Source organism: Streptococcus mitis (genome assembly GCF_946190065.1).
Taxonomy (GTDB): domain Bacteria; phylum Bacillota; class Bacilli; order Lactobacillales; family Streptococcaceae; genus Streptococcus; species Streptococcus mitis_DE.
In genome coordinates this window covers 92023-117669 of record NZ_CAMHZD010000001.1, presented here as the reverse complement: position 1 = coordinate 117669, position 25647 = coordinate 92023, and the positions used below count along the sequence as shown (strand labels likewise).

The window sequence follows — 25647 nt, the reverse complement described above, 5'->3', positions numbered from 1 at the left end:
TATAAGTAAGACAGACCACCTATTTTAAACAAGCAGCAAACTATAAACTAGTAGATTCCACACCAAATGTAGACCCATACTGCCCCATAAGTCCGATTTATAGCGCACCATCCCTAAAAACATTCCCAATGAAACATACAAACACCAAGCTAGAATGGTTCCTGGATGATGAGCTAAGGCAAATAAAACACTTGTCAAAGCAACTCGAATATCTAATTTTCTAACCAAGTTCCATAAAATTTCTCTATACAAAAATTCTTCAACCATACTCGCATTGATTAAGAACAATAAAAATGAAAACCAAGGAACCTGATGTTGTAGGCCAATTAAGTTTGCTTGATTCGTGCTTCCTTGCGCATGGATTAAGCTAAAACATAGACTTATAATCAGTAGGATAGCTAATCCAATACTAAGCCATTTCATCCTAGATTTCATACTGACCTTATGCGCTTTTTTACGTTGACCATATATCCATAAAAATGAAATGAGTGACGCACCATAGAGAATCTGTAGTATAGTTAACTCACCGATACAAAAAAATTTCAGTAAGTATAGAGATACCAATAAGACATTTACTTGTTGGAATATATAAACTGGAATTATTCTTTTCATAGTTACCTCCGAAATAAATCTTCATAATCTAAATCTAATACCTGCACAATCCTTTCTACCCATGGACTTTGAGGCATTCGTTGTTCCATCTTATAGTGGCGAATCTTTTGATACAAACGATTCAATTCACTTGGATAGTGAAACTCTCCCGCAAACATTTTTCTGGTTAACTCAATCCAGCTAATATTTCTTTCAGCCAAAATAATGGACAAGTTCTCCCAAAATCGTTCAGCCATATTGCTTCTCCTTTAACTAGATAAATAATGTGTTTGTTCCATGTAAATCAATTGTTTCGTATCTCTTGGCAATAAAGCTCTAGCTTCCTCCAAATTTAGATTTGGATAAACTCTCTTATTTGAAACCGCAAGAGGAAGTCTGATGGTTAGTTCAGGATTTTTTAATATCATTTCAATGAAATCCGTTAATCTTAAATTGTCACGGTTCTTAAATCGTAATAAATTGGGAGATAAAAACTCAAAACAATCTGAAGAATAGCTCATCAGCTCAATTAATTTATCCCTTGTCATTTCAGAAATCGAATGACAGGATACCTCAATGCCATAGTTTTGGAAGAATTCTAAAAGAAGTTGATTTCTATGGTTATTTTTACTTAGATAGAGATCAATCATGGGAGACCTCCCAAAGATTCGGTTCCATTTGATATTCTGAGACGATTAAGGAATCTAATAAATTGGAGAAGTTAATCGGTTTCTTGTCTTCATCATAAGCTTTTACAGTTACTTGGGTTGTAAGTATTCCCTCTTTTCCCTCGGCTCGATAGCCTTGCCCATATAAAACAAAAACAAGATTCTGATTATCATCTACAAAAGCATCAGCTCCGTTCTTTATATCCTGACTTTCAAGGAATTCCATAATGTTTTGAAGATAGGATTCATAAAATAGTGGGTAATTATGTTTTTTATGGTAATAATCTAAAAATTTTACTTCAAACTCACATGGATAATTGGGCATCAAAAATATTTGTTCATCCAACTGCATCATTTCTGCATCATGTAATTCTGTTTCTAATTCATCACAATATAGTATTGACTCTTTATTTAACGCTTTCATCTTTTTCCTCTATTTCTTTTAATTTCTTTGCGATTGCGGCAATCACAGGAACGGTTACACTATTACCAGCTTGTTTATAGAGCTGACTATTACTAGAGACTTTTCTAGCAGCTTCAAAAGCCCAATCAGGAAATCCCTGCAAGCGAAAACACTCTTTAGGAGTGATTCGTCGTATCCTCAGACGGTAAAATTGTCCATCTATCAAGACACCGGCTACATGATAAACTTGTTTATCTTCTCCTTCATAGCTAGCCACTACTACTCCCATTTGACCACTAGTTGTTAACGTATTCGCTATACCTTTTCCAACTCTACCACGACGATACTGAGAACTTGGTCTTTCCAAATTGATTGAATCTCCTATTTCTGCTTGAGCATATCCTTTTTTCGTTGCCTCTCGGACTTTTAGAAATTGGATTGGTTCTGGAATTAGTATTTTAGGAATTTTATCTCCACCTTGCATTGTAGTCAGTGTTGGAGATAAGCCCTCACTTCCATAGACACGACCTGTCTCCTTAAAGCTAGTCGGTAAATCTCCAACAACGACAATGCCATGACGATCCTGAGTATTTAAAGTAAACATTGTCTCTTGATTATCCTTGAAACGTATACCATTTTGTCTTTTGTCTAATCTATCTGGTGTCATACAAGGAATCGCAACCTTAAATCCTTCTCCTTTTCCACGAACTAAAGTTGGCGCAAGACCTTCTGAATAATAGACTTTACCACTCATTCCACTTCTTGATGGATTTAAATTTCCTAGTGCTTTCAAAGTCTCAGAGTTAGTTGCTTGACCTTCTCGTCTGAAAGGAAATAGGAGTCTGGTACCTTTCTTTCTAGAATGTCCGATAATAAACACCCTCTCTCTGTTTTGGGGAACGCCAAAATCCTTACTGTTAAGCACCTGCCACTCAACATCAAACCCCAATTCATCAAGCGTGGTAAGGATTGTGGTGAACGTCCGTCCCTTATCGTGATTGAGTAGGCCTTTAACATTTTCAAGAAAAAGAAAACGTGGTTGGATTTGTTTGGCCGCCCGAGCAATTTCAAAGAACAAAGTGCCTCTAGTATCTTCAAATCCCAATCGTCTTCCTGCGATTGAAAATGCTTGACAAGGGAATCCCCCACAGATGACATCGACTTTCCCTCTAAGTTTTTTAAATTCGTCATCTGAAACATCTCGTATGTCATGAAATTCTATTTCTCCTTCTGTTTGAAAAATGGACTTATAAGATTCTCTAGCAAACTTATCAATCTCACAAAATCCAATACACTCGTGTCCGACACTTTCCATTCCAAGTCGAAAGCCACCGATACCTGAAAATAAATCAATAAATCTCATTTCTTTATCACCCCTTTCTTATCGACTATCATTGTCAGAACTGTCACTCCACTTGAAATGACAATTAGCATAACTAATATCCACTCGATTGGCGACATTTAACCACCTCCTTTTCTAACACGGTTATTCCAAACGGAATACAAGCCGTTAAACACAAATTCAGCAAGTACTTCCGCTCGTCTAACAAAGCGAACATTGTCAAGAGCATACTGATAGATTCTCTCAAAATCAGTCATAGCAATGTCACTGGCTGTTTCAGAAAAACCTTCTCGTCTAAATTGATCTTGTACCAATCCCCAAATATAATCTCGATCATATTTAGTGACCTTTTCTACTTTTCTTTTCAAGATAGGTTGAGTATACCTCTCCTCCTCATCCTCAATAAATAAAGATTCAGTCTCACTATATTTAGTCTCACTAACTTCAGTCTCACTAGAGGCTGAATAAGAGACGGGGGCCGTTTCATTTTCATCCTGCCCTAGTCTTTTTTTAACACTAGGCCTGTTCGAACTAGCTACTGGGGTAGAAGACAACTCCCCTAAATAAATCTTATTGGCTAGTCTCCCTTTCTCACATGAAGACTGTTGGACTTCGTCAATTAAGTCATATTCTTTAAGAACTTTTTTGATTGATAGTAGTTTTGACTTCGAACAACCTAACAGCCTCATCAGTTTAGAATTAGAAAATACTAAATAGACCGCTCCTTCTTCGTCTATCCAACCACGACTGAGAGATAATTCTAAACGATCTTTTAAAATAGAATAAGCTACCTTTACTTCTAGTTTCATATCCATATATTTCTCATCCTCAAAAAGAATTTTAGGTAATTTGTAATACCGTTCTGAAGTTTGGTATTGATTTGCGGTAATTCGTTTCATAGCTCTCCTCCTAGTTCTTTGAGTATTAAATCTCCACTTGATTCCAATCGAACCAAGCCACTTTTTTCTAAATCAGCCATAAGAGATATGGCCTCAACAATATCTATTCCCATTTCACGTACTAAAAATGAAATGACAATATAGCGTGATGATTGTAATTCTTTTGTCATTTTCCCTCCTGAAAATAAAAAAAGGAGAACAATATACAATTGTTCTCTCTTTAGTTAAATATTTATTGTTGTATTCATTTTTCCGATGCGCAAACGACATCTACAAATACATATACATCTATGTGCCTTTTTAGGACTTTTCTGACGTCAAAATTGCCTTTATCTACAAAGACAAAATGCTTGTAAAATAGCTTAAAATCAAGGATTTTCACCCTTTTTTTCGTTGTAGCAACACTACACACTCCACGTGATGCGTTTGCGGAAATAAATCAACCGGCTGTACTTTCTTCAATTCATATCCCAATTCTAGGTAGAGTTTGATATCACGCGCCATAGTAGCGACATTGCATGAGATATAGGCGATGCGGTCTGCTCCTGTTTGGGTACTAGCTTTGATAAAACTCTCGGTGAGTCCTTTTCTTGGTGGGTCCACTAGGATAACGGTTGGTTGAATACCTTCCTTGAGCCACTTTTTCATGGCATTTTCGGCTGTATCACAGACATAGTGGGCGTTTGAAATATGGTTCAGTTGGGCATTCTTCTTGCTATTCTCAACCGCTTCTGGAATTACTTCAACACCATAGACTTCCTTAACGTACTTGGCGACTGATAAACCTATCGTTCCAATTCCTGAGTAGGCATCGATAACCATATCATCTGATTTTAATTCAGCAAAGTCAATGGCTGTTTGATAAAGTTTTTCAGCCATGTCAGTATTGACTTGGTAAAATGCTGGTCCAGCGATCTGGTAGTCATTTCCCAACATTTGGTCAGTGATAAAGTCTTGTCCATAAAGGGTGCGCCATTCCTTACCAAAAATAGCATTGGTGTTTTGGTCGTTGATATTTTGCATAACAGACACAATCTCTGGGAACTGCTTGATTAGTTGTTCAATCAATTGCTCCACACGAAAAACTTTGGGACGAGTTGTAACCAAGATAACCATGATTTGTCCAGAATAGTGTCCACGACGCACCACAAGATTTCGAATCAAGCCAGATTGTTCCTTTTCATCGTAAGGCTTCAGGTCATAACGACGGAGCAAGTCACGTAGGGCTACAACTACCTCATCAATCACAGGATCTTGGATAAAGAAATCTTCTAGAGGCATGAGGTCATGGGAATTCTTACGGAAAAAGCCAGTTTCCAAGACACCATTCACTCGACGAACAGGCACCTGCGCCTTATTGCGGTACTTGACTGGATTTTTCATACCCAAAGTTTCAGCAACCTCTATATCATCAATTCCAGCAATCTTGTAGAGACTGTCTTTGACTTGCTTGGTTTTAAATTTGAGTTGTTCTGGATAGGCAAGATGACCTAAATCCGCAATTCCTGAACGTAGGTAAGCCAAATCTAGATCTTGATTACGGTGTGGTGACTGGACAAGGTATTCCTCAACCTTCCCAAAACCAATCTTTTTATTGACCTTGAGGACACGCATAAGGATTTTTTCACTCGGTAAAGCATTCTCTACAAAAAATACCAAACCATCTACCTTGGCCACCCCGGCCCCTTCATGGGTCAAGTCAACAATTTCAACTTCTACAATATCATTTTTCTTTAACATTCTCTTCATCTTTCTATTGGCCGACAAAAAAGACGGCAACGTTACGGTTACCATCTATTATACCATGAAATTTCTTAAGAACCAAAACTCTTGAAGAAGTTGACAATGGCTTGCCAGAGGGAGCTTAAGAAGTTACCACCGTCCTCTAGCGCCTTATCAGCATCAAAGTTAAGGTTGATATTTTTAAAACTGTCGCCAGCTTGTGAAACAATACTTTGTTTCAGGTCATTCAAGGTTTTAGTGAAGTCTGTATTGCTGAGGATATCACTCTTTGAGAGATTCAAAGCAAAATTGATGATAATATTGATCTGGTTTCCTGTTATAACCTGATCAAGTTTGTAATTTTTCAAGGTATCTTCAACAATTTTACGGACATCTTCCTCTGTCAGATTTCCCTTGCTTTCTTTAGCTTTGGCGAGTCCTGATTTGATATCAGCTAGGGCAACGTTCAATTTATTAGCATCATAGCCAGTTTTGTCCTTGTTTTCAGCATTGATATCTGACAAAGCCTTCAACTCTTCTTGAGCCAAATCTTTGTTGGCTTGTGGTACCTTGGCTCCATTAGCCTCTAGCGAATAGTAAATCCCTGCTAAAGCACTCTCACCTGTAACTGGAATAGGGGCTGCTACAGTGATTTTGGCGTGTTCCACACCCAAAGTTACGGCTGCATTTCGGTACATATCCTGAGTCACCTTAGTGATGTTTTCTGGTGTTTCAATCTTGACCTCAAGTGGCGACTTGTCACCTAGTTTTTGAATCTTGGCTGATGAATACAGTTGTAAGCTAGAGTCATTTGCCACATTCATAATCTTAGAATAGACATCAGGTGTCATGGTCTTGAGTTCTTTGGTATCTGTTGAGGCATTGTAGCCCAGTTTTTTTAGAGTTTGATTTTTTTGATCTTCAGACAATGATGAACCTAGGACATATTCAGGTTGGACGTAGGTTTCATCGATAACTTTTTGAACATCTGTTGCTGCATGGGCGCTATTCATAGCTGTTACTGCCCACAAGACCGCAGCACTAGTCAGAAAGAGTTTCTTTCTCATAGGGATTTTCCTCCTTTACCTTTCTAGAGTAATATATCTATCTTAAAGAAAACTTATAACAAAAACACCTGGGCTAGCCAGATGTCGAAAAGAGAGTAAAACATTTGATGATGTAAAGGTTGAATTGCACCTGTCTAGAATAGTAATAGTTTCCTCCATTTACATAGAGTTCGGATCCATGAAAAATGGAAATGGGATGAATATAACTATAAGTCTTTCCAGTGGTATTACCAAGCAAGGGAGCAACAGTATCACGAGAGTACTGTTTGGCCAGAGCCAAGGTATTTTCCTTACCATTTTGGGCGATAAAATCGATATAGGCAGGTCCAAAATTATAGGCTTGAACAGCCGTCCAGACATCAACCCCCTTCTTCTGAGCCAGATAGAGATTATCTGTCAGAGTTTGAACGCCTTGCCGAATGCTAGAGGCATTATCATTGATGGTGTTGGTGGAACCACTTGCAGACTCACTAGACTGCATAACATCGCCTTCTTTTCCTTTTGTTTCAGTATAAATCATAGCGAGCACAAGCTCTTCGTTTGCTGGGGTGTCTTTTTCACTCAAGATTTCTCGCACCATGGGTTGATAGGTCATGACTTGCTTGACATCCTGGTGAACGCGGTAAGCTTTATAGCCAGCAAAAAGGAAGACTGCTAGTACAAGCACTCTTCGAATTCGTTTAAACATTATTTACTTTGGATATCCTCGATATTTTTGATTAAGATAGAGTAGGTTCCATTGTCGTTTTGGATAAACTCAACAGATTCGGCGTCTTGATAGACGTTATTGGGAACGATGAGCTCAATTCCATTTGACAAGGAGAGTTTTTGGTTTTCAAATTTTTTAAGCTGGCGACTGGCATCAATTTCATCAAATTGAACAGGCTCTGGTACAGCTTCCTTGACTTGATCAATAAAGCTCAAACGAGCCGTCAGATTATTGTCAAAAAGGTCGTTGGCCAATTTTTCTGGTGACAATTCATTGCTTTCTTCTAAGTTATTGAAAATCGCTGATTTGACCTTAGATTGAAATTGAAAATCGTCTGTATTAAATGTCTCAGCAATTCTCTGGGCCGTTTTTTCTAGTTCTTTGATAGATTTCTTAGGAGAAATCTTAGGAGCGACAGCAAGAAGATTATCTGAAAAATAGTTCAAGAAAGCCCCGTTGTACTTGATTCGTTTTTCAATCAGATGGTACTTGCGACTCTGAAGATTAACCACCAAGGCTTCGTCGGCACCCGTTCCAAATCCAGGCAGGTTATTCTGAGTCAACTTGATTGGATTATCAACTTCTCCTCCGAGGTGGGTCAAGTTCTCCCGCAGGGCAATTCGCAAGAAAGCGAAATGTTCTACACCTTCTTTAGAAAATTGCACAAAAATCAAGTCATTGGTCTTGAGATTTTCGGAAATGCTGAACTCCTCTTTCCAGAGATTAGCCAGTGTTACTGATGTCTCCAACAAATCGTCTGTGATGTGATTGAAGAAGGGATTTTCTTCTTCGAAAATCCCAGTCTTAGCTTCATCTGAATACACACGTTCAATTTTTTTACGCAGGTATTCTTCGATTTTTGGAGTGATATTGAGAAACTTATCCGCTAAGAACAGCTCGGTATCATCCGGACTGAACTGATGGATAATAGCTTTCTTAATATAAATGTCCATAAAAATTTTAGTCCTCGTATAACGGGAAGGCATCTGTCAACGCTTTGACTTCACTTCTCACTTCTTCTAAGACAGCTTCATTTTCTGCATTCTTAAGGGTTTTAATGATGAGTTCAACCACTTTGCGACTTTCTTCTTCACCAAATCCACGTGCAGTAATGGCTGCTGCTCCAATACGAATACCACTTGTCTTGAATGGTGACAAGGTTTCGTAAGGGATTGAGTTTTTATTTAGGGTAATATTGACTTCATCCAGCAAGTTTTGAGCAACTTTTCCGTTTTCTACAACCTTGGTTACATCCACTAGGAAGAGGTGGTTTTCAGTTCCACCAGAAATGATACGGAAATCAGGGTCTTGCAAGAAGACATCTGCCATAGCCTTGCTGTTTTTGATAACATTAGTAGCATATTCCTTGAAGGCTGGATCCAAAACTTCTTTGAATGAAACTGCCTTAGCTGCAACAACATGCTCCAAAGGACCACCCTGAATACCCGGGAAAATTGCTGAGTTAATTTTCTTGGCCAGTTCTTCGTCATTAGTCAAAATCAAACCACCACGTGGTCCACGAAGGGTTTTGTGGGTAGTTGTTGTAGTGATATGAGCGTATGGTACTGGACTTGGGTGAAGACCAGCCGCCACCAAACCAGCAATATGAGCCATGTCCACCATGAGCTTCGCCCCAACAGCATCCGCAATTTCACGGAATTTTGAGAAGTCGATAATTTGAGAATAGGCTGAAGCACCTGCTACAATCAATTTTGGTTTTACTTCTTGAGCTTGTTTCAAGATAGCATCAAAGTCCAAGAGTTCTGTTTCAGGGTCCACACTATAAGACACAAAGTTATAAGTTTGACCTGAGAAGCTGACAGGAGCTCCGTGAGTCAAGTGTCCACCTGCAGCCAAATCCATCCCCATAACGGTATCACCTGGCTCAATCAAGGCCATGTAAGCAGCACAGTTGGCTTGGCTTCCTGAGTGAGGTTGGACGTTGGCGAATTTAGCACCGAAAATTTCTTTTGCACGTTCAATGGCTAGAGTTTCTACCACATCTACCACATCAGTTCCACCATAGTAACGGCGGCCCGGGTAGCCTTCGGCATATTTATTCGTCAAGATAGACCCTTGAGCTGCCATAACAGCCTTGGAAACAACGTTTTCCGAAGCAATCAATTCAATGTTATTTTGTTGGCGTTCTTCTTCTTTGGCAATAGCATTCCAGAGATCAGCATCGTATGCTTTAAAATCGTCTTTGTCAAAAATCATAGGTCTTCTCCTTTATAGTGTGACAGGTCCTTTAGTTTAAGAAAATAAACTAAAAGATGCGAATAAATCGTTTCTGCATTTTATCACAAGTATAACCAACTTTTTCATAAAATGCATGAGCACCCAGACGATGATCGGCAGAGTTTAAGCGGATAAACCCATAGCCACGTCTTTTTGCTTCTTGCTCCAACCCTTGTAGTAAGCTTTTACCAATACCTTGACCTTGTACTTGAGGTGAAACCGCTAAGGCTAAGATATTAAATCCTGCTTTGGAATAGAGAGATTCATAAACTTCAGCGTGGACATATCCAAGTAAGACATGATTAGCTGCATCCTCATAGCCAAGTAGGAAATGATGTAAATCCTGAGACAGTCTAGCTAGTTGGCTAGCCGTTTCCTCTGGACTAAAAGAATAACCCAAAGCCTCTTGGTTGATGTCACATATAGCTTTCACATCTGTTTCTTGCAAATCTCTTAGCATCTCATTCCTCCTCAAAAGAAATCTCTGGTAACCGAGCAAGAATATCTTCTCGCTTAATGGCTCCTTGACGTAAGATTTTCACCTTGTCTCCAGACAAGTCCAAAATAGTTGAATCCTGTCCAGTTAGAAAAACATCGTCTTGAAGACCCAGAACCTCTTGGTCAAAATCCTCTAGAATCTGACCAAAGGACACTCCACTTGACTGACCTGAGATATTGGCAGAAGGTCCAATCAAGGGACCTGTCTCTCGAATCAAATCCAGTGTGATAGGGTGACTGGGCATCCGAAATCCAACAGTTGAAAGGCCAGAATTGACCCAGTAGGGAACTCTGCCATTGGCTTCGAGAATAATGGTCAAGGGACCTGGTAAAAAGATCTCGACAAGTTTTGGTAGATAAGCTGGCTGATTCTTTGAAAAGTGCAAGATGTCCTCTAGAGAGGCGATATTTAGATTGAGCGCCTTATCTCTAGGACGACGTTTGAGCTGGTAAACATGATCAACTGCTTTTTCGTCTAGAGCCTTGGCAAAAAGACCGTAAACTGTCTCAGTAGGCAGAACAACAGCCCCTCCCTTTTCTAATTCTTGTCTAATCTTGTTTATCATCAACGACAACCATCCTATCTTGACCAAACTGGTCCTTGAGTGTTCGTACTCGTTTTTCAGGAAGATGTTTCCTAAAAAGTTCAGGAACACTTTGACCTTGCTTGTATCCAATTTCAAGGTAAATCTTACCACCATCCTTGAGATAGTCCTTTGCATCTTCCGCAATTCTACGGTAAATAGCTAGGCCATCCTCGTCTGCAAAGAGGGCTAGGTGAGGTTCTGAATGCAAAACATTCAAGCCTACCTCTGACTCATCTTCACGAGAGATATAGGGTGGATTGGATACAATTATATCATATTTTTCAGAAATTTCTGCAAAACAATCCGATTTTTTAAAAAATATATTAAGTTCTTGATTTTTAGAGTTCTCGGATGCAAGGTCAAGCGCATCTTGAGAAATATCTGCTGCTGTCACTGACCAATCTGGTCTGTTTTTAGCGAGTGCAAGAGATATAGCTCCACTTCCAGTCCCGATATCTAGGACCTTAAGATTTTCCTCAGGATTCTCAGCTAGGATAAGTTCCACCAACTCCTCTGTTTCAGGACGGGGAATCAAAACACGCTCATCAACTGTTAACTGCATTCCAAAGAAATCTGCATGACCGATAATGTACTGGGCTGGTTTATGAGCTGCTAACTGCTGGTAAATTTCCTCTACAAATTGTTTTTCTTCCTCTGTTACCTCTTGCTGGAGGGCAAAAACAAAGTCTGTAAAAGTGAGGTTTTTCAGGCTACGATAGACAAAAGAGAGGCTTTCAGCTTCCTCTCCTTGTCTTATCAACTCTTCTTCAAAATCTGAAAATAATTGAGCTAATTTCATTATTTGTTTAATTCTTCTAATTTTTGCGTTTGATCATAGAGCACCAAGGCATCCACAACTTCATCCAATTTACCAGATAAAATTGTGTCTAGTTTTTGGAGGGTTAAGCCGATACGGTGGTCTGTGACACGGTTTTGTGGGAAGTTATAAGTACGAATACGTTCTGAACGGTCTCCAGTACCAATGGTCGACTTACGCTCAGCATCTTGTTCATCCTGGGCAATCTGAGCAAAGTGGTCAGCCACACGCGCACGGATGATTTTCATAGCCTTCTCACGGTTCTTTTGCTGAGTACGCTCTTCCTGCATCTCAACCTTGATATTGGTTGGCAAGTGAACGATACGAACGGCAGTCGCAACCTTATTGACGTTCTGTCCACCAGCACCAGAGGCGTGATAGATGTCAACACGAAGGTCTTTTGGATCAATATCGTATTCTACTTCTTCCACTTCAGGCATGACAAGGACTGTCGCTGTCGAAGTATGTACGCGACCTTGGCTTTCTGTCACAGGGACACGTTGCACACGGTGAGCACCAGATTCGTACTTGAGTTTAGAGTAAACTGACTGACCTGAAACCATGGCAACCACTTCTTTGAAACCACCTACACCATTCATAGAGGCTTCCATAACTTCAAAGCGCCAACCTTGGGCTTCCGCATACTTTTGGTACATGGTTAGGAGGTCACCAGCGAAAAGTGCTGCTTCGTCTCCACCAGCAGCGCCACGGATTTCAAGGATGATATTCTTGTCATCGTTTGGGTCTTTAGGAAGGAGCAAGATTTTTAGTTTTTCTTCGTATTCTTCTTTTTCAGCCTTGGCATCTTTGAGTTCTTGCTTGGCCATTTCTTCCAAGTCAGCATCTCCACCTGATTCCTTAATCATCTCTTCAGCATCGACGATGTTTTGAAGGACTTGCTTATACTCACGGTAGGCTGTTACCGTATCACGAGTTGAAGCTTCCTCCTTTGAAAGCTCCATGAAACGCTTAGTGTCAGATACTACATCTGGGTCACTCAGCAATTCTCCTAATTCTTCATAACGGTCTTCTACAGCTTGTAGTTGATCATAGATGTTCATTTTTCTTCATTCTCCTTATTGATTTCAGGGGTAAAATAATGTTTACGGCAAACTGAGATATAGGTTTCATTACCACCAATCTGGATCTGTTCTCCATCATAAACAGGCAATCCATCCTGTGTACGCAAGACCATAGTCGCCTTTTTTTTACAATACTGGCAAATGGTCTTAATCTCATCAATCTTGTCTGCTAAAAGCAAGAGATATTTGGAACCTTCGAACAATTCATTGCGAAAGTCATTTTTCAAACCAAAAGCCATGACGGGTATGTCTAACTCGTCCACAACACGAGCTAGGTCGTAAACATGGTGACGCTTGAGAAACTGAGCCTCATCGACCAGCACACAGTAAGGTTTTTCTGATAGGTCTCGAATATAGCCAAAGATATCCGTCGTCTCCTCAATCGCAAGAGCAGGGCGTTTCATACCGATTCGACTCGACACATAGCCAACACCGTCACGCGTATCCAGAGCCGAGGTCATAATGACAACACCTTTTCCTTGCTCCTCATAGTTATAGGCCACCTTGAGAATCTCAATTGTCTTTCCAGAGTTCATGGTCCCATAACGATAATACAACTGTGCCATGTTTCTTGCTTCACGTCCATTTCTAAATTTTTGCTACATTCTAGTATATCATAATTTTCTTAAGCTTTAAATGGCAAAATGTGGTAAAATAGAAGAAATCAAAAACTAGTGGAGGAAGCTATTATGCCATTTGTACGCATCGATTTATTTGAAGGACGCACGCTCGAGCAAAAGAAAGCTCTTGCTAAGGAAGTAACAGAAGCTGTTGTTCGCAACACAGGAGCCCCTCAGTCTGCTGTCCATGTCATCATCAACGACATGCCAGAAGGAACTTACTTCCCACAAGGGGAAATGCGCACCAAATAAGCTAGCTTAAGCAGAATTGCTTAGGCTTTTTCAATCTCCAAGTATCATTCATTGAACAAATAGCCTAAATTTGTTACAATCTGAAAGGATACTTGGAAAATTTTCCAAAAAAAGAGCTATTAACTAAAGGAAATATTATGATTACACGTGAATTTGATACCATCGCTGCTATCTCTACTCCACTAGGTGAAGGGGCTATTGGTATTGTCCGACTGAGCGGGACAGACAGTTTTGCTATTGCGCAAAAAATTTTTAAAGGAAAAGACTTGAGCCAGGTTGCCAGCCACACTCTCAACTACGGTCACATTGTTGATCCGCTGACTGATAAAGTCATGGACGAAGTTATGGTTGGGGCTATGAAATCTCCAAAAACCTTCACTCGTGAGGATATTATCGAGATCAACACCCACGGTGGGATTGCGGTGACCAATGAGATTCTCCAGCTAGCGATTCGTGAAGGAGCTCGGTTGGCTGAGCCTGGTGAATTTACCAAACGTGCCTTTCTAAACGGTCGTGTAGACTTGACACAGGCTGAAGCAGTGATGGATATCATCCGTGCTAAGACTGACAAGGCCATGAACATTGCGGTCAAACAATTGGATGGTTCCCTTTCTGACCTCATTAATAATACCCGTCAAGAAATCCTTAACACACTTGCCCAAGTTGAGGTCAATATCGACTATCCTGAGTATGACGATGTTGAGGAAGCGACTACTGCTGTTGTCCGAGAGAAGACTATGGAGTTTGAGCAATTACTAACCAATCTTCTTAGAACAGCCCGTCGCGGCAAAATCCTTCGTGAAGGAATTTCAACAGCTATCATCGGACGTCCCAACGTTGGGAAATCCAGCCTTCTCAACAACCTCTTGCGTGAAGACAAGGCTATCGTGACTGATATTGCTGGTACGACACGTGATGTCATCGAAGAATACGTCAACATCAACGGTGTTCCCCTAAAATTGATTGACACAGCAGGTATTCGTGAAACAGATGATATCGTTGAACAAATCGGCGTTGAGCGTTCGAAAAAAGCTCTTAAGGAAGCTGACTTGGTTCTACTGGTGCTAAATGCCAGTGAACCACTAACCGCCCAAGACCGCCAACTCCTAGAAATTAGTCAGGAGACTAATCGCATTATTCTACTTAATAAAACAGACCTACCTGAGGCCATCGAAACCGAGGAACTTCCAGAAGATGTCATCCGCATTTCAGTCCTTAAAAACCAAAATATCGATAAGATTGAAGAACGCATTAATGACCTCTTCTTTGAAAATGCTGGTTTGGTTGAGCAAGATGCTACCTACCTATCCAACGCTCGTCACATTTCCCTGATTGAAAAAGCAGTTGAAAGCCTACAAGCTGTTAACCAAGGTCTTGAACTGGGTATGCCAGTTGACTTGCTTCAAGTAGATTTGACCCGTACTTGGGAAATTCTCGGAGAAATCACTGGAGATGCTGCTCCAGATGAACTCATCACTCAACTTTTTAGCCAATTCTGTTTAGGAAAATAAGAAATCCATGATCGTTCATTCGGTCATGGATTTTCTAATCTTTCTTAGTAATCTGGTCTAAGGACACCTGTTACAGTTGCCTTAGTTGCTTCGTAGTCGCCATCTACGACAACCTTGATAATGCGTTTGGCATCTTCTTCTGGTGCTGGAACAAGAGGTAGACGAGTCGGGCCAGCTTCAAATCCCATATAGTTGAGAACGGCCTTAACTGGAGCAGGACTTGGATATGAGAAGAGGGCATTAACCTTAGGAATGAATTTGCGCTGAATAGCTGCAGCTTTCTTCATATCGCTTTCTGAAATGGCAGTAAACATCTCGTGCATCTCATCCCCATTTGTATGAGAGGCAACAGAAATAACCCCGTCCGCACCAAGGTTCATGGCATGGAAAGCATCTCCATCCTCACCTGTATAAATCAAGAATTCTTCAGGCTTGTGCTCAATCAAGTAAGCCATATTTGCCAAGCTAGTACATTCTTTGACACCGATAATATTTGGATGGTCAGCCAAACGAAGCATGGTTTCTGGAGTCAATTCGACAACCACACGACCTGGAATGTTATAGATAATAATTGGTAGGTCAGAAGCATCTGCAATGGCCTTAAAGTGCTGATACATTCCTTCTTGAGAAGGTTTGTTGTAGTAAGGTACAATAGCAAGCCCAGCTGCGAAACCACCAAATTCTGCTACTTCTTTGACAAACTCGATAGAGTCACGCGTATCATTGGTACCCACACCCGCAATCAAAGGAACACGTCCATTGACAATCTTTTGTACAGCCGCAAATAGTTCCAACTCTTCATCGTGAGTCAATGTTGGACTCTCAGCAGTGGTCCCTGCGAGAAGAATTCCATCCGTATGGTGAGCCAACAAATGCTCAATCAAGGCTGGAATAGCATCAAAGTTGATAGAACCATCCTCGTGGAAAGGGGTAATGAAGGCTGTGATGATTTTACACTCTTTTAAATCTTGATAAGACATGAGAAACACCTCTCTATTTCAAAGAAGGAGTTCATCTGAACTCCTAAACAATATGACTATTTTAATTCAAATTTCAATTCAGCTGTTGGACGAACCAAGCCACGTTCATGAAGAGTTTCTGCAATCTGAACTGAGTTCCAAGCAGCACCTTTGAGAAGGTTATCTGAAACAACCCACATGTGAATTCCTTTTTCTGCATCCAAGTCTTTACGGATACGACCAACAAAGGTATCACGTGAACCCACTGCATTGATGGCTTGAGGATAGATTTGATGAGCCACATCATCTTCAAGAACAGCACCTGGGAAGGCTGCGATAGCTGCTTTCACTTCTTCGATTGGAGCCACTTCTTTTGTTTCGATATAAACTGACTCAGAGTGGGCTGACAAAACAGGAATACGGACGCATGTTGCAGATACTGCAATACTATCATCTTCCATGATTTTTTTCGTTTCTTTAGTCATCTTCATCTCTTCGTAAGTGTAATCATTATCAGTGAAGACATCAATTTGTGGAAGAGCGTTGAAGGCGATAGGATAGTGTTTCTTGTCACCACCTGAAGGCAAGATTTCCGCATGCAAATCACGTGGTTTCACTCCATCATTTAAAACTTCACGAAGTTCACGTTGTGTCTCAAGAATTGCTCCCATACCAGCACCTGAAACTGCTTGGTAAGTTGAAACAATGATACGGTCCAATCCCCATTTTTGGCGAACTGGCTCAAGAGCCACCATCATTTGGATAGTTGAACAGTTAGGGCAGGCAATGATACCATTGTGAGCATCAAGTGCGTGAGCATTGACCTCTGGAACAACCAAAGGAACATCTGGATTTTGGCGGAAGTAAGATGTATTATCTACTACTACCGCGCCAGCCTTCACTGCGTATGGTGCATACTTAGCTGATGTAGAACCACCTGCTGAAAAGAGAGCAATATCAACTCCTTCAAAAGCTGTTTCAGTCGTTTCTTCAATCGTAATATCTTGATCTTTAAATTTCAAAGTCTTGCCTGCTGAACGTGCAGAAGCAAGTAAACGAATTTTATCGATTGGAAGTGTTGATTCTTCCAACATTTTTATCATCTGAGCACCGACAGCACCTGTCGCGCCGACTACAGCAACTGTATATCCCATAAATAACCTCTTTCGGAATTTTCTAAAAATTTCTATAATAGAAGTATTATACTACTTTTTCCATGAATTGCAAAGCTTTTTCATCATTTTTTGGAAAATAAAAATCCCCAGTCGCTAGACTAGGGACTAAGAGGCATCTTCATGTGATGAGCAGGTTCACACAACTCATCAAGGTCCGCTCCTGCGTTATGACCTCCTTATGCTCAATAGTAGTCCGAAGACTACCTATCGACTCATCGCATCTACTATTCTACTAAAGAGAATCACTTTTGTCAACAGACGAAACTCTTTATACTCTTCGAAAATCTCTTCAAACTTCGTCAGAGTCGCCTTACCGTATGTATAGTTACTGACTTCGTCAGTCTTATCTACAACCTCAAAGCAGTGCTTTGAGCAATCTGCGGCTAGCTTCCTAGTTTGCTCTTTGATTTTCATTAAGTATTAATTTCATTTACACAGGTGCATAAGAAATATCTTTGAAAAATTTGGGGCAGATTTGGGGCAGACATAACAAAAACCCTTGTAAATCAAGGGCTTTTCTGTCTATTTCATGCTAATTGCCGGGATTGAACCGGCGACCTCATCCTTACCATGGATGCGCTCTGCCAACTGAGCTAAATCAGCTTACTTAAAGAGTATACTATAGTTAGAAAAACTTGTCAAGTTTCCTTAGAAATTTTGCATAAGAAAAAGCCAGATCAGAGTTGCCTAGCTTATCTTCTTCTATTTGCTTAAATCGATTCGACGACCAATTTTACCGATAATAATCGCTCCAACAATTAATGAGGCAAATTCACCAATTCCTGTTGTAAACCAAGTAAGGAAAAATGGTAATTGCGATACGATATTCAACTCGGCAGCGATGGTGAACATGGAAATTGAAAATAGGATTGAAAAGAAGAAATGATCTTTTCGAATCAATCCGTTAAAGAGATAATCCTTGCTGTATTTTGCAAAAAGCCAAACACCTAGACTGAGGAATACCAAGGTTGATCCACCACCAACAAAAACATCTAGCAGTCCGAAGCTAAAGAAATTAGCAATCATACAGCCAATGGTAACTCCGATGATGTACTTGGGATTGTAAAAAGCCATAAAGTTCATCATTTCTGAAATACGGAACTGATAAGCACCGTAGCTAATGGCATTTAGGGGTGGTGTGACAGTCAAAACGACATAGATAGCAGCAACAATTGCAATATCTGCAACATCACGAATAGTTAATTTTTTCATCTTTTCTCCTTTGGCGGTTACCCGCGTGTAATATGCTTGGTGAAAGAAGCTAAGCACCAAGGGTTGATTGAATCAACCTTACTAGTATAGCACAATAGACTGCTTTATGCTATACTAAAAACATGAAAAAACGTATTCAAAGTCTCGTGAAAAATGAGCTTTTACTCTATCTCTTTTTTGGAATAGCCACTACTCTTGTTTCTATCCTATCCAGATTAGTCATTTATCAACTAACTAATAGAGAGCTCCTTGCTACTGGATTCGCAAATATTATCGGAATTCTGTTTGCATTTATTACAAACGATACAATTGTATTCAAGCAAGCTAGGAAAAATTGGTCAATCCGTTTAATGAAATTTACTCTAGCACGCCTTTCTACTTTTCTTTTAGATTTGATTTTAACTTTTCTATTTGTAACACAGTTTCCTAATATTATCGGACAATTTGTAAATAATAATATTGACAAGGTGAATAGTATTGAAACAGTTATTTCACAATTTTTGATAATTATCCTCAATTACATTTTTAGTAAGGTATTTATTTTTAAAAAAATAAGAAAGAATTTAAGCATATAGCTTGCCAGAACTTCTTAATTAATATATAATTAAGTGTAAAAAATTTTTGAAAGGAAATTATGAAAATGTTAAAAGATCTTAAAGCATTTTTGCTTCGTGGTAATGTTGTTGACCTTGCTGTCGGTGTGATCATTGCCTCTGCTTTTGGTGCAATCGTTACATCACTTGTTAACGACATCATCACTCCACTTATTTTGAACCCAGCCTTGAAAGCTGCTAAAGTTGAGCGTATCGCTGAACTTTCATGGAATGGTGTTGGTTATGGTAGCTTCTTGAGCGCTGTTATCAACTTCCTAGTTATCGGTACTGTTCTCTTCTTCGTTATCAAAGGAATTGAAAAAGCTCAAAGCCTTAGTAAGAAAGAAGCTGCTGAGGAAGCTCCAGCTGGTCCAACTGAGTTGGAAGTACTTCAAGAAATCAAAGCTCTTCTTGAGAAAAAATAATCAATTAAAAGGATCTAGCACAAAGCTAAATCCTTTTTTCTTTACTCTTTCGGTAACTTACCTGCTTTCTCAAGCATTTTCTTGATAAGATAAGGCATCTTAACATTTTCACGACCTTTTTTCTCAATCAATTTTTTTACAAATTCCGGCATTTGTAAATCTTGAGATTCAGCTAAGATATTTTTCGTCTCATCTGAAGGAACTAATTCATCAAAGGTTTCTTCTTCTGGGAGAAATTCCTTAAATTCTTGATGTTCATTGGCTCTGACTGTATTGACCAAGGCATCAATCAAACGAGAATCCGTATTCGGCATTGGTGGACGATGGTAGTTGACCCCCAATTCCTGACATAAGTCATAACATTCCACATCATTATCAAACAAGACTTCAATGTGCTCACTGATGAAACTGATAGGAACAAAAATATAATGGTCTGGATGCTCTTTCTGTTCTCTAAGATACTCCAAGACATCTGGCTTAATCCATGGAATCCCGATATCACTCTCACTTTGCCAGGTATTTGTATATTGCTCGGAACTCAAACCTAGTTTTTCAGCAACTAACTTGCTATTTTCAAAAATTTGGTCGATATAAGGATCACCAAAATCTAAGGCAAAAATGGGCACACTATGGGCTGAAAAGATGACTTTAAATCTATCCTGCTTTACTTCTTCTTTTAAAATCTTAGCAATTTCATCTGCCCAATATTTTAATAGCGCTTTTTCTTGATACCAGTCCTTAATGACTAAAAATTTAATTTGTTTGCTTTCTAAAAATTTTTCATAGCCCATGACAGAGTAGAAAGAATAATGGGGCTCCAAAATCAAGCAAATACACTGCTCGATTCCGTCTGCTTCCATCTGACCAATCACATCTGGGATAAAAGGTCTAGAAAACTTATTAGCAAAATAAACACTATACTCATTCCCCAGTCTAGCTTCTACTAAGGCAACCTCTTCACGGGTAATTCTTTGCAGAGGCGTACCTCCAATAAGTACATAATTATCATAGAGTGTTTGAATCTCGTGGTCTTGAGGTCTCACTCCACGACGAATATTTGTGAAAAAATCAGCCACACCTTCAAAGGTAATCTCTTCTGGTGAACCGAAAGTCATCATTAAAATTGCTTTTTTCATAATCGCTTCCTTGTGATATTTTTATCAAGTTTATTTTATCATTTATCCATTAATAAGTAAACGCCAACATAGCGAATTTCTCTAACTTCTGTCTTTTGTTTTTCTTTTCTTTCTATGATACAATGGAAAAAATGAATTCAAAAGGAGTTTTTTATGACTTACCCCAATCTCTTGGACCGCTTCTTGACCTACGTTAAGGTCAACACGCGCTCTGATGAACACTCTACTACTACTCCAAGTACACAGAGTCAGGTTGACTTCGCAACCAATGTTCTTATCCCTGAAATGAAACGTGTTGGATTACAAAATGTTTATTATCTACCAAATGGTTTTGCAATTGGAACCTTGCCAGCCAATGATCCATCTTTAACACGTAAGATTGGCTTCATCTCCCACATGGATACTGCTGATTTTAATGCCGAAGGAGTCAAGCCACAGGTAATTGAAAACTACGATGGTGGTGTGATTGAACTTGGAAATTCTGGTTTCAAACTCGATCCAGCTGACTTTAAGAGTCTAGAGAAATATCCAGGACAAACGCTCATCACAACCGATGGAACAACCTTACTAGGTGCTGATGACAAGTCAGGGATTGCTGAAATTATGACTGCTATTGAATATCTGACTGCCCATCCTGAAATCAAGCACTGTGAGATTCGTGTTGGTTTTGGTCCAGATGAAGAAATCGGTGTTGGTGCCAATAAATTTGATGCAGAAGATTTCGATGTGGATTTTGCCTATACTGTTGATGGAGGCCCACTAGGAGAACTTCAGTACGAAACTTTCTCAGCAGCTGGGGCTGAATTGCATTTCCAAGGACGTAATGTCCACCCTGGTACTGCAAAGGGACAGATGGTAAATGCTCTGCAATTAGCAATTGATTTCCATAATCAACTCCCTGAAACTGACCGTCCTGAACTGACAGAGGGTTACCAAGGCTTCTACCATCTTATGGATGTGACAGGTAGTGTCGAGGAGGCGCGTGCAAGCTACATCATTCGTGATTTTGAAAAAGATGCCTTTGAAGCTCGTAAAGCAGCTATGCAGTCTATCGCTGATAAGATGAATCAAGAACTTGGTAGCGACCGTGTCAGCCTAAACTTGACAGACCAGTACTACAATATGAAAGAAGTCATTGAAAAAGATATGACTCCAATTACCATTGCTAAAGCCGTTATGGAAGATCTGGGTATCACTCCTATAATCGAACCAATCCGTGGAGGGACAGACGGCTCTAAGATTTCCTTTATGGGAATCCCAACTCCTAATATCTTTGCGGGTGGAGAAAATATGCATGGACGTTTTGAATACGTCAGCCTTCAGACTATGGAACGTGCAGTTGATACCATCATTGGTATAGTAGCTTATAAAGAATAAAAAGACGAGGTAGCTTAGCTACTTCGCCTTTCTTTTTATTCTGCTGGTTTTTCTTGATTTCCAATACTTGTTGTAGATTCTGTTGTTTCCTTTTCTGAAGATGATTCAGCAGGTTTAGAATCTCTTGTGTTGCTTGCTTTGTTTTCATCGCTTGCAGTTTCACTATTTGATTCTGCAGCTGTTGAAGCTTCAGTTTCGGGACTGGTCTTATTAGTATTTGCTTCAGCATTTGTTGCTGGAGTTGCTTCTTCACTTGCGCTAGCTTTTGACTTGATTTCTTGATTCAAGACTAGGATAGTTTTTGTCAATTCAAGTAAAGCAGCTTTATCTTTACTCTTAGCAGAAAGTTGATCTAGTAATGCATCCACCTTATCAAAGTCTTCATCAGAACCCTTATTGTTTTCTAAATATGCGTGAAGCGACATGAGAATATCGTAGAGTTTTTGATAAAGTACAAGTGTCTGAGGATCTTGCTCTGCATTTTCCTTCTCTTGTTGAAGGGCGCTAGCGATACGAGTCAAGACATCTTTTACCTGACTGTTTACTTCATCCAAATCTGCATCAGCCTTATTTGTAGCAGCTTTGAGATTTTCTACTTCTTCTGCCAAGGATTGTCTGATACCTTCTTCTTGGATTTGTTCCAAGAGTTGATTTGCCTTGTTCAAGAGACTTTCTACTTGCTCCTTGTTAACATGATTGACATGTTCTTCAGGCATAAAGTCTCCGTACAATTCTTTCAAGAAGCCATAAATAGCTGTCTTGGCAGTTTGGTTATCTACTTTTTCAGTATCTAGAACTGTCTGAGTCGATTTAGCAGTAGTTGGTTGAGCTTTCAAAGCTTCTTCCACTTCTTGTTTTGCCTGATAGATGCTTGGGAATAATCTGTTCAATTCTGCTGCCTTAAGGAAAGATTGAGATTGATACAAGGTCCAAGTCAACTGAGCCACTTTGTTTCGAAGTTCATCATTTAAACGACCGTCGTTTACGTGTTCGTAGAAATACTTGATGTATTCTACAGTTGTAACACCTGTTCGATCATTAAAGTCTTGCAAGGCTTGAAGTTGTGATTCAACCGCTGCTAAAGCAGCCTCATCTTTTGCTAACTTAGCTTCTTGAAGACGAACAAGAAGATCTTTCTTAGGAAGGCCATAAGAGTCTGTATCCAGTGTATTGATTTTATCAATCAAGGCCTGATATTTCTTATCTAGAGCGCTTGTTTCAACAGGTTTAACACTTTCATCAATATGGATATATTGCTTATCAAAGAGATCCAGTGTCGCAAGATAACCTGCTGTAGAGTTAGTTGCCAGTTTTTTCATATTTTCAGTAAACTGACCTAAAGCTAACTCAATCTGTCTTTGTTCGATAGGCTTGTCTTTATAGATACTCCTGCTATCAGCTAGAAGTTGATCTACTTTTGCCAAAACTTCCTTCTCATCAAAAGCTCCAGGTTGATAGTTGGATTGGAGAGCTGGAATTTTATTTTTCAAAGCTACTTCATAGCCCTTAGTTTGAACCTTGATGTAGTGATTGTGGTCACCATGAGGAATCACAAAACTGCCATTTTCTACCTGCAAGCTATATGGAGATACACCATCACGTAAGGCAGTAGTATAGAGTTCATTTAAGAAATCAAGTTCTGGATTTCCAGTTTGAAGAGGAATCCGAACGTGTTCTTTACGAACAGCATATGGATGGATATGAGTTGGATCGTAGGCTTGGTCTGGGTTTCCAAAGACAAAGAATCCGTTTGAAATTCTAATAGCTTCAAGTGGAACGCCGTAGGTCTTAGAAATGTAAGCAATCTTTTCTTCATCGCTAGCATCTCTTGAAAAAGACTCTACCGTTTTAGCAAGAGGTTTTACAGGTTCTGCATCATGATGTGTTTTTAAATGGTCTTTTGCTGCCTTAATTTGCTCAGCTGTCAAATCCTTCTTGAAGAAGTAATGATTGTGGTCGCCGTGACTCATGACAAAGCCTTGTTCATCCTCACTGATGACACGATCGGCATCAAAACCGTGATCATGGTCTTCATCATGTTTGTGGCCATGATGATCTTCATCGTGATCGTCATCATGAGCTGGATTTGGTGTTGCTGTATTTGCCCCTTTCAAGTGGTCTTGCGCTGCCTTGATTTGATCAGCAGTCAAGTCCTTCTTGAAGAAGTAATGATTATGGTCTCCGTGACTCATGATAAATCCTGCTTCATCTTCAGCAATAATACGATTGGCATCAAAGCCGTGTCCACCTTCTTCGTGTTCCTCATGTGAAACACCAGGATTGACTGAAAGAGATGGCGAAGGTGTTGTTAGACCATTGCTTGGAAGAGTCGGATGTCCAATTTGGCTCGATTTTGGAATGTAATGGAAATGATCACCGTGTCTGACGATATAGGCTGTAGCTGTTTCTTCAACGATATCTTTTGGATTAAAGATATAACCATCAGATGTTGCAGAAATTCCCTTATTAGAAGTCAATGAAGTATGATTCAATGTAGATGGATTACTTGGAAAACTTCCTAGACTAGACACTACTTCATTATGTTTTTCATTTGTAGAAACTGTAGAACCAGTTCCACCGATAGGCACCATTCTGGCAATCTTTTCTTCTAAAGCAGAGAGCTTGCTGTAAGGAATAAAGTGATAATGGTCGCCGTGCGGAATCGCAACTCCATTTGCCGTACGACTGACAATCTTAGCAGGGTCAAAGACCAGGCCATCTGATTCACTGTAACGTTGGTCGCTAGGTGAATCATAGAGTTCTTTCAATAGACTTTGGAGATTTTCAACTTTGCTTTCTGGCTTGCTAGTTGATCCTTGTACTGAAGATTGAGTATTATTATCACTAGCTGTTGAAGAATTACTTAACTGACTCGGTTGCGAATTTTTGCCCGCTAGATGAGCTTTTGCTGCTGCCAACTCACTAGCAGATAAATCACTTTTTGGAATATAATGATAGTGACCACCGTGAGGAACAATATAAGCATCACCAGTATCTTCGATAATATCAGCTGGGTTAAAGACATAACCATCATCTGTCGTATAGCGTCCCTGAGATCTTGCTACAGCAACATCTGAGCTAACCTTCTCATTATCTTTGATGTGTTCTTGTTTTTGACGGTTGATTTCATCCTTGGTTCGAACATTATCAGCATGAGCTAAATCTTTCAGATAAACATAATATTTACCATCAACCTTGATGATATAACCACCTTTAACTTCATTGACAATATCAGTTTCTTTAAGTTGGTAGTTTGGATCTTTCATCAAGAGTTCTTCACTAAAGAGGGCATCATAGGGAACTTTCCCATTATAGTAATGATAGTGGTCACCGTGTGAAGTCACATAGCCCTGATCTGTGATCTTGATAACAATTTGTTCAGCCTGAATTCCTTCTTTTTGGCTAACCTGGTCTGGTGTCAGATTTTCAGTTTTCTGACTTGACTGACTACCATCCACATAAGAGACCCGATTATTGTCCTTATTTTCCTGCGAGCGATGCTGATTTAATGCATAAGCACATAGACTCAAAGACACGATAACAGCTGATCCAGCTGCTATATATTTTTTACTGAATTTCATAAATCCCTCATTTCAATAAATGATGAAGCTTTTTCTTAACTTCTTTTCTCGGTTAAACAGTTTTTCCTAAACTGGTTATTTAACCAATTAATTAACCAGTAAATAGTTTACCTTTTTTAAGCTTATCTGTCAAGATTTTTATTACATTTTAAAAAATAAAAGCCAGTATTGCTACTGACTCTT

Annotated in this window: 27 protein-coding genes, 1 tRNA gene and 1 riboswitch; of the genes, 5 read left to right on the top strand and 23 right to left on the bottom strand. The window is 39.6% G+C overall.

The genetic code is table 11. The features are described 5' to 3' along the window. Positions 1-24: 24 nt before the first annotated feature. The 17 genes from OCF96_RS00575 to OCF96_RS00495 all read right to left on the bottom strand — a co-directional run bounded on the left by OCF96_RS00575 (position 25) and on the right by OCF96_RS00495 (position 13189). Positions 25-612 carry a CPBP family intramembrane glutamic endopeptidase gene (locus tag OCF96_RS00575; protein WP_261444650.1) on the bottom strand — a complete coding sequence of 196 codons (588 nt, stop codon included), beginning with the start codon at positions 610-612 and terminating at the stop codon, positions 25-27. Between the two features lie 2 nt (positions 613-614). After that, positions 615-848, bottom strand: coding sequence for a hypothetical protein (locus tag OCF96_RS00570; protein WP_000840776.1), 234 nt, complete (start codon positions 846-848; stop codon positions 615-617). Positions 849-860: 12 nt separating this feature from the next. Continuing rightward, a complete protein-coding gene (locus OCF96_RS00565) occupies positions 861-1241 on the bottom strand; it encodes a thioredoxin domain-containing protein (protein ID WP_048787847.1) in 381 nt (126 codons plus the stop codon). After that, on the bottom strand, positions 1234-1683 hold the full coding sequence (locus OCF96_RS00560; RefSeq protein ID WP_061643130.1) for a hypothetical protein: 450 nt from the start codon (positions 1681-1683) through the stop codon (positions 1234-1236). Before OCF96_RS00560 ends, OCF96_RS00565 begins: the two co-directional genes overlap by 8 nt. After that, positions 1667-3025: a DNA (cytosine-5-)-methyltransferase gene (gene dcm / locus OCF96_RS00555; protein ID WP_261444649.1), complete on the bottom strand. Its 1359-nt coding sequence runs from the start codon at positions 3023-3025 to the stop codon at positions 1667-1669. The genes OCF96_RS00560 and dcm overlap by 17 nt, the downstream gene beginning before the upstream one ends. A 98-nt stretch (positions 3026-3123) precedes the next feature. Continuing rightward, positions 3124-3903 (bottom strand): replication initiator protein A, encoded by a 780-nt coding sequence (locus tag OCF96_RS00550; RefSeq protein WP_261444648.1) that lies wholly within the window; start codon positions 3901-3903, stop codon positions 3124-3126. Next, entirely contained in the window at positions 3900-4073 is a 174-nt protein-coding gene (locus OCF96_RS00545) for a hypothetical protein (RefSeq protein ID WP_153199089.1), read from the bottom strand. Before OCF96_RS00545 ends, OCF96_RS00550 begins: the two co-directional genes overlap by 4 nt. 208 nt (positions 4074-4281) lie before the next feature. Further along, positions 4282-5643, bottom strand: coding sequence for a 23S rRNA (uracil(1939)-C(5))-methyltransferase RlmD (rlmD, locus tag OCF96_RS00540; protein WP_261444647.1), 1362 nt, complete (start codon positions 5641-5643; stop codon positions 4282-4284). A 74-nt stretch (positions 5644-5717) separates the two neighbouring features. Further along, positions 5718-6692: a DUF1002 domain-containing protein gene (locus tag OCF96_RS00535; RefSeq protein WP_001227752.1), complete on the bottom strand. Its 975-nt coding sequence runs from the start codon at positions 6690-6692 to the stop codon at positions 5718-5720. A gap of 73 nt (positions 6693-6765) precedes the next feature. Next, a complete protein-coding gene (gene pmp23 / locus OCF96_RS00530; RefSeq protein ID WP_261444646.1) occupies positions 6766-7380 on the bottom strand; it encodes a cell wall hydrolase Pmp23 in 615 nt (204 codons plus the stop codon). Further along, positions 7380-8354 (bottom strand): nucleoid-associated protein, encoded by a 975-nt coding sequence (locus OCF96_RS00525; RefSeq protein ID WP_261444643.1) that lies wholly within the window; start codon positions 8352-8354, stop codon positions 7380-7382. Before OCF96_RS00525 ends, pmp23 begins: the two co-directional genes overlap by 1 nt. A gap of 7 nt (positions 8355-8361) precedes the next feature. Beyond that, positions 8362-9618, bottom strand: a complete 1257-nt coding sequence (glyA, locus tag OCF96_RS00520; RefSeq protein WP_261444636.1) for a serine hydroxymethyltransferase — start codon at positions 9616-9618, stop codon at positions 8362-8364. A 49-nt stretch (positions 9619-9667) separates the two neighbouring features. Next, positions 9668-10099 carry a GNAT family N-acetyltransferase gene (locus OCF96_RS00515; protein ID WP_261444634.1) on the bottom strand — a complete coding sequence of 144 codons (432 nt, stop codon included), beginning with the start codon at positions 10097-10099 and terminating at the stop codon, positions 9668-9670. 1 nt (position 10100) lies between these two features. Beyond that, the gene (locus tag OCF96_RS00510) at positions 10101-10703 is read right to left on the bottom strand and encodes an L-threonylcarbamoyladenylate synthase (RefSeq protein ID WP_261444633.1); all 603 of its coding nucleotides are present in this window, start codon (positions 10701-10703) and stop codon (positions 10101-10103) included. Continuing rightward, the gene (gene prmC, locus OCF96_RS00505; protein ID WP_261444632.1) at positions 10687-11523 is read right to left on the bottom strand and encodes a peptide chain release factor N(5)-glutamine methyltransferase; all 837 of its coding nucleotides are present in this window, start codon (positions 11521-11523) and stop codon (positions 10687-10689) included. Before prmC ends, OCF96_RS00510 begins: the two co-directional genes overlap by 17 nt. Further along, positions 11523-12602 carry a peptide chain release factor 1 gene (gene prfA, locus OCF96_RS00500; protein ID WP_001028815.1) on the bottom strand — a complete coding sequence of 360 codons (1080 nt, stop codon included), beginning with the start codon at positions 12600-12602 and terminating at the stop codon, positions 11523-11525. Before prfA ends, prmC begins: the two co-directional genes overlap by 1 nt. Further along, positions 12599-13189 carry a thymidine kinase gene (locus tag OCF96_RS00495; RefSeq protein WP_261444630.1) on the bottom strand — a complete coding sequence of 197 codons (591 nt, stop codon included), beginning with the start codon at positions 13187-13189 and terminating at the stop codon, positions 12599-12601. The genes prfA and OCF96_RS00495 overlap by 4 nt, the downstream gene beginning before the upstream one ends. Before the next feature lie 123 nt (positions 13190-13312). Between OCF96_RS00495 and OCF96_RS00490 the strand changes: the two genes are divergently transcribed. Together OCF96_RS00490 and mnmE are read left to right on the top strand one after the other, a co-directional pair. After that, positions 13313-13495, top strand: a complete 183-nt coding sequence (locus tag OCF96_RS00490; RefSeq protein WP_001117401.1) for a 4-oxalocrotonate tautomerase — start codon at positions 13313-13315, stop codon at positions 13493-13495. A 137-nt stretch (positions 13496-13632) separates the two neighbouring features. After that, on the top strand, positions 13633-15006 hold the full coding sequence (gene mnmE / locus OCF96_RS00485) for a tRNA uridine-5-carboxymethylaminomethyl(34) synthesis GTPase MnmE (RefSeq protein ID WP_261444629.1): 1374 nt from the start codon (positions 13633-13635) through the stop codon (positions 15004-15006). 44 nt (positions 15007-15050) lie between these two features. Here the strand turns inward: mnmE and dapA are convergent, their stop codons facing one another. The 4 genes from dapA to OCF96_RS00465 form a co-directional block, all read right to left on the bottom strand. Beyond that, positions 15051-15986 carry a 4-hydroxy-tetrahydrodipicolinate synthase gene (dapA, locus tag OCF96_RS00480; RefSeq protein WP_049532598.1) on the bottom strand — a complete coding sequence of 312 codons (936 nt, stop codon included), beginning with the start codon at positions 15984-15986 and terminating at the stop codon, positions 15051-15053. A 56-nt stretch (positions 15987-16042) separates the two neighbouring features. Further along, a complete protein-coding gene (locus tag OCF96_RS00475) occupies positions 16043-17119 on the bottom strand; it encodes an aspartate-semialdehyde dehydrogenase (protein ID WP_000542462.1) in 1077 nt (358 codons plus the stop codon). A gap of 551 nt (positions 17120-17670) precedes the next feature. Then, positions 17671-17743: transfer RNA gene (locus OCF96_RS00470), tRNA-Thr, on the bottom strand. 99 nt (positions 17744-17842) lie between these two features. Further along, a complete protein-coding gene (locus OCF96_RS00465; protein WP_261444624.1) occupies positions 17843-18352 on the bottom strand; it encodes a QueT transporter family protein in 510 nt (169 codons plus the stop codon). After that, positions 18350-18446: riboswitch (PreQ1 riboswitch) on the bottom strand. It overlaps the preceding gene by 3 nt. 28 nt (positions 18447-18474) lie before the next feature. Here OCF96_RS00465 and OCF96_RS00460 point away from each other — a divergent pair. Beyond that, entirely contained in the window at positions 18475-18927 is a 453-nt protein-coding gene (locus OCF96_RS00460; RefSeq protein WP_261444622.1) for a GtrA family protein, read from the top strand. 65 nt (positions 18928-18992) lie between these two features. Beyond that, positions 18993-19370 (top strand): large conductance mechanosensitive channel protein MscL, encoded by a 378-nt coding sequence (gene mscL / locus OCF96_RS00455; RefSeq protein WP_261444621.1) that lies wholly within the window; start codon positions 18993-18995, stop codon positions 19368-19370. Positions 19371-19411: 41 nt separating this feature from the next. On the opposite strand, the gene hemH is transcribed toward mscL, so the two are convergent. Continuing rightward, positions 19412-20506 (bottom strand): ferrochelatase, encoded by a 1095-nt coding sequence (gene hemH, locus OCF96_RS00450; RefSeq protein ID WP_261444620.1) that lies wholly within the window; start codon positions 20504-20506, stop codon positions 19412-19414. 153 nt (positions 20507-20659) lie between these two features. Here hemH and pepT point away from each other — a divergent pair, with 153 nt between their 5' ends. Next, positions 20660-21883 carry a peptidase T gene (gene pepT, locus OCF96_RS00445; protein WP_049550976.1) on the top strand — a complete coding sequence of 408 codons (1224 nt, stop codon included), beginning with the start codon at positions 20660-20662 and terminating at the stop codon, positions 21881-21883. A gap of 35 nt (positions 21884-21918) precedes the next feature. Here pepT and OCF96_RS00440 read toward each other — a convergent pair whose 3' ends face one another. Next, positions 21919-25464 carry a pneumococcal-type histidine triad protein gene (locus OCF96_RS00440; RefSeq protein ID WP_261444618.1) on the bottom strand — a complete coding sequence of 1182 codons (3546 nt, stop codon included), beginning with the start codon at positions 25462-25464 and terminating at the stop codon, positions 21919-21921. Positions 25465-25647 lie beyond the last annotated feature (183 nt).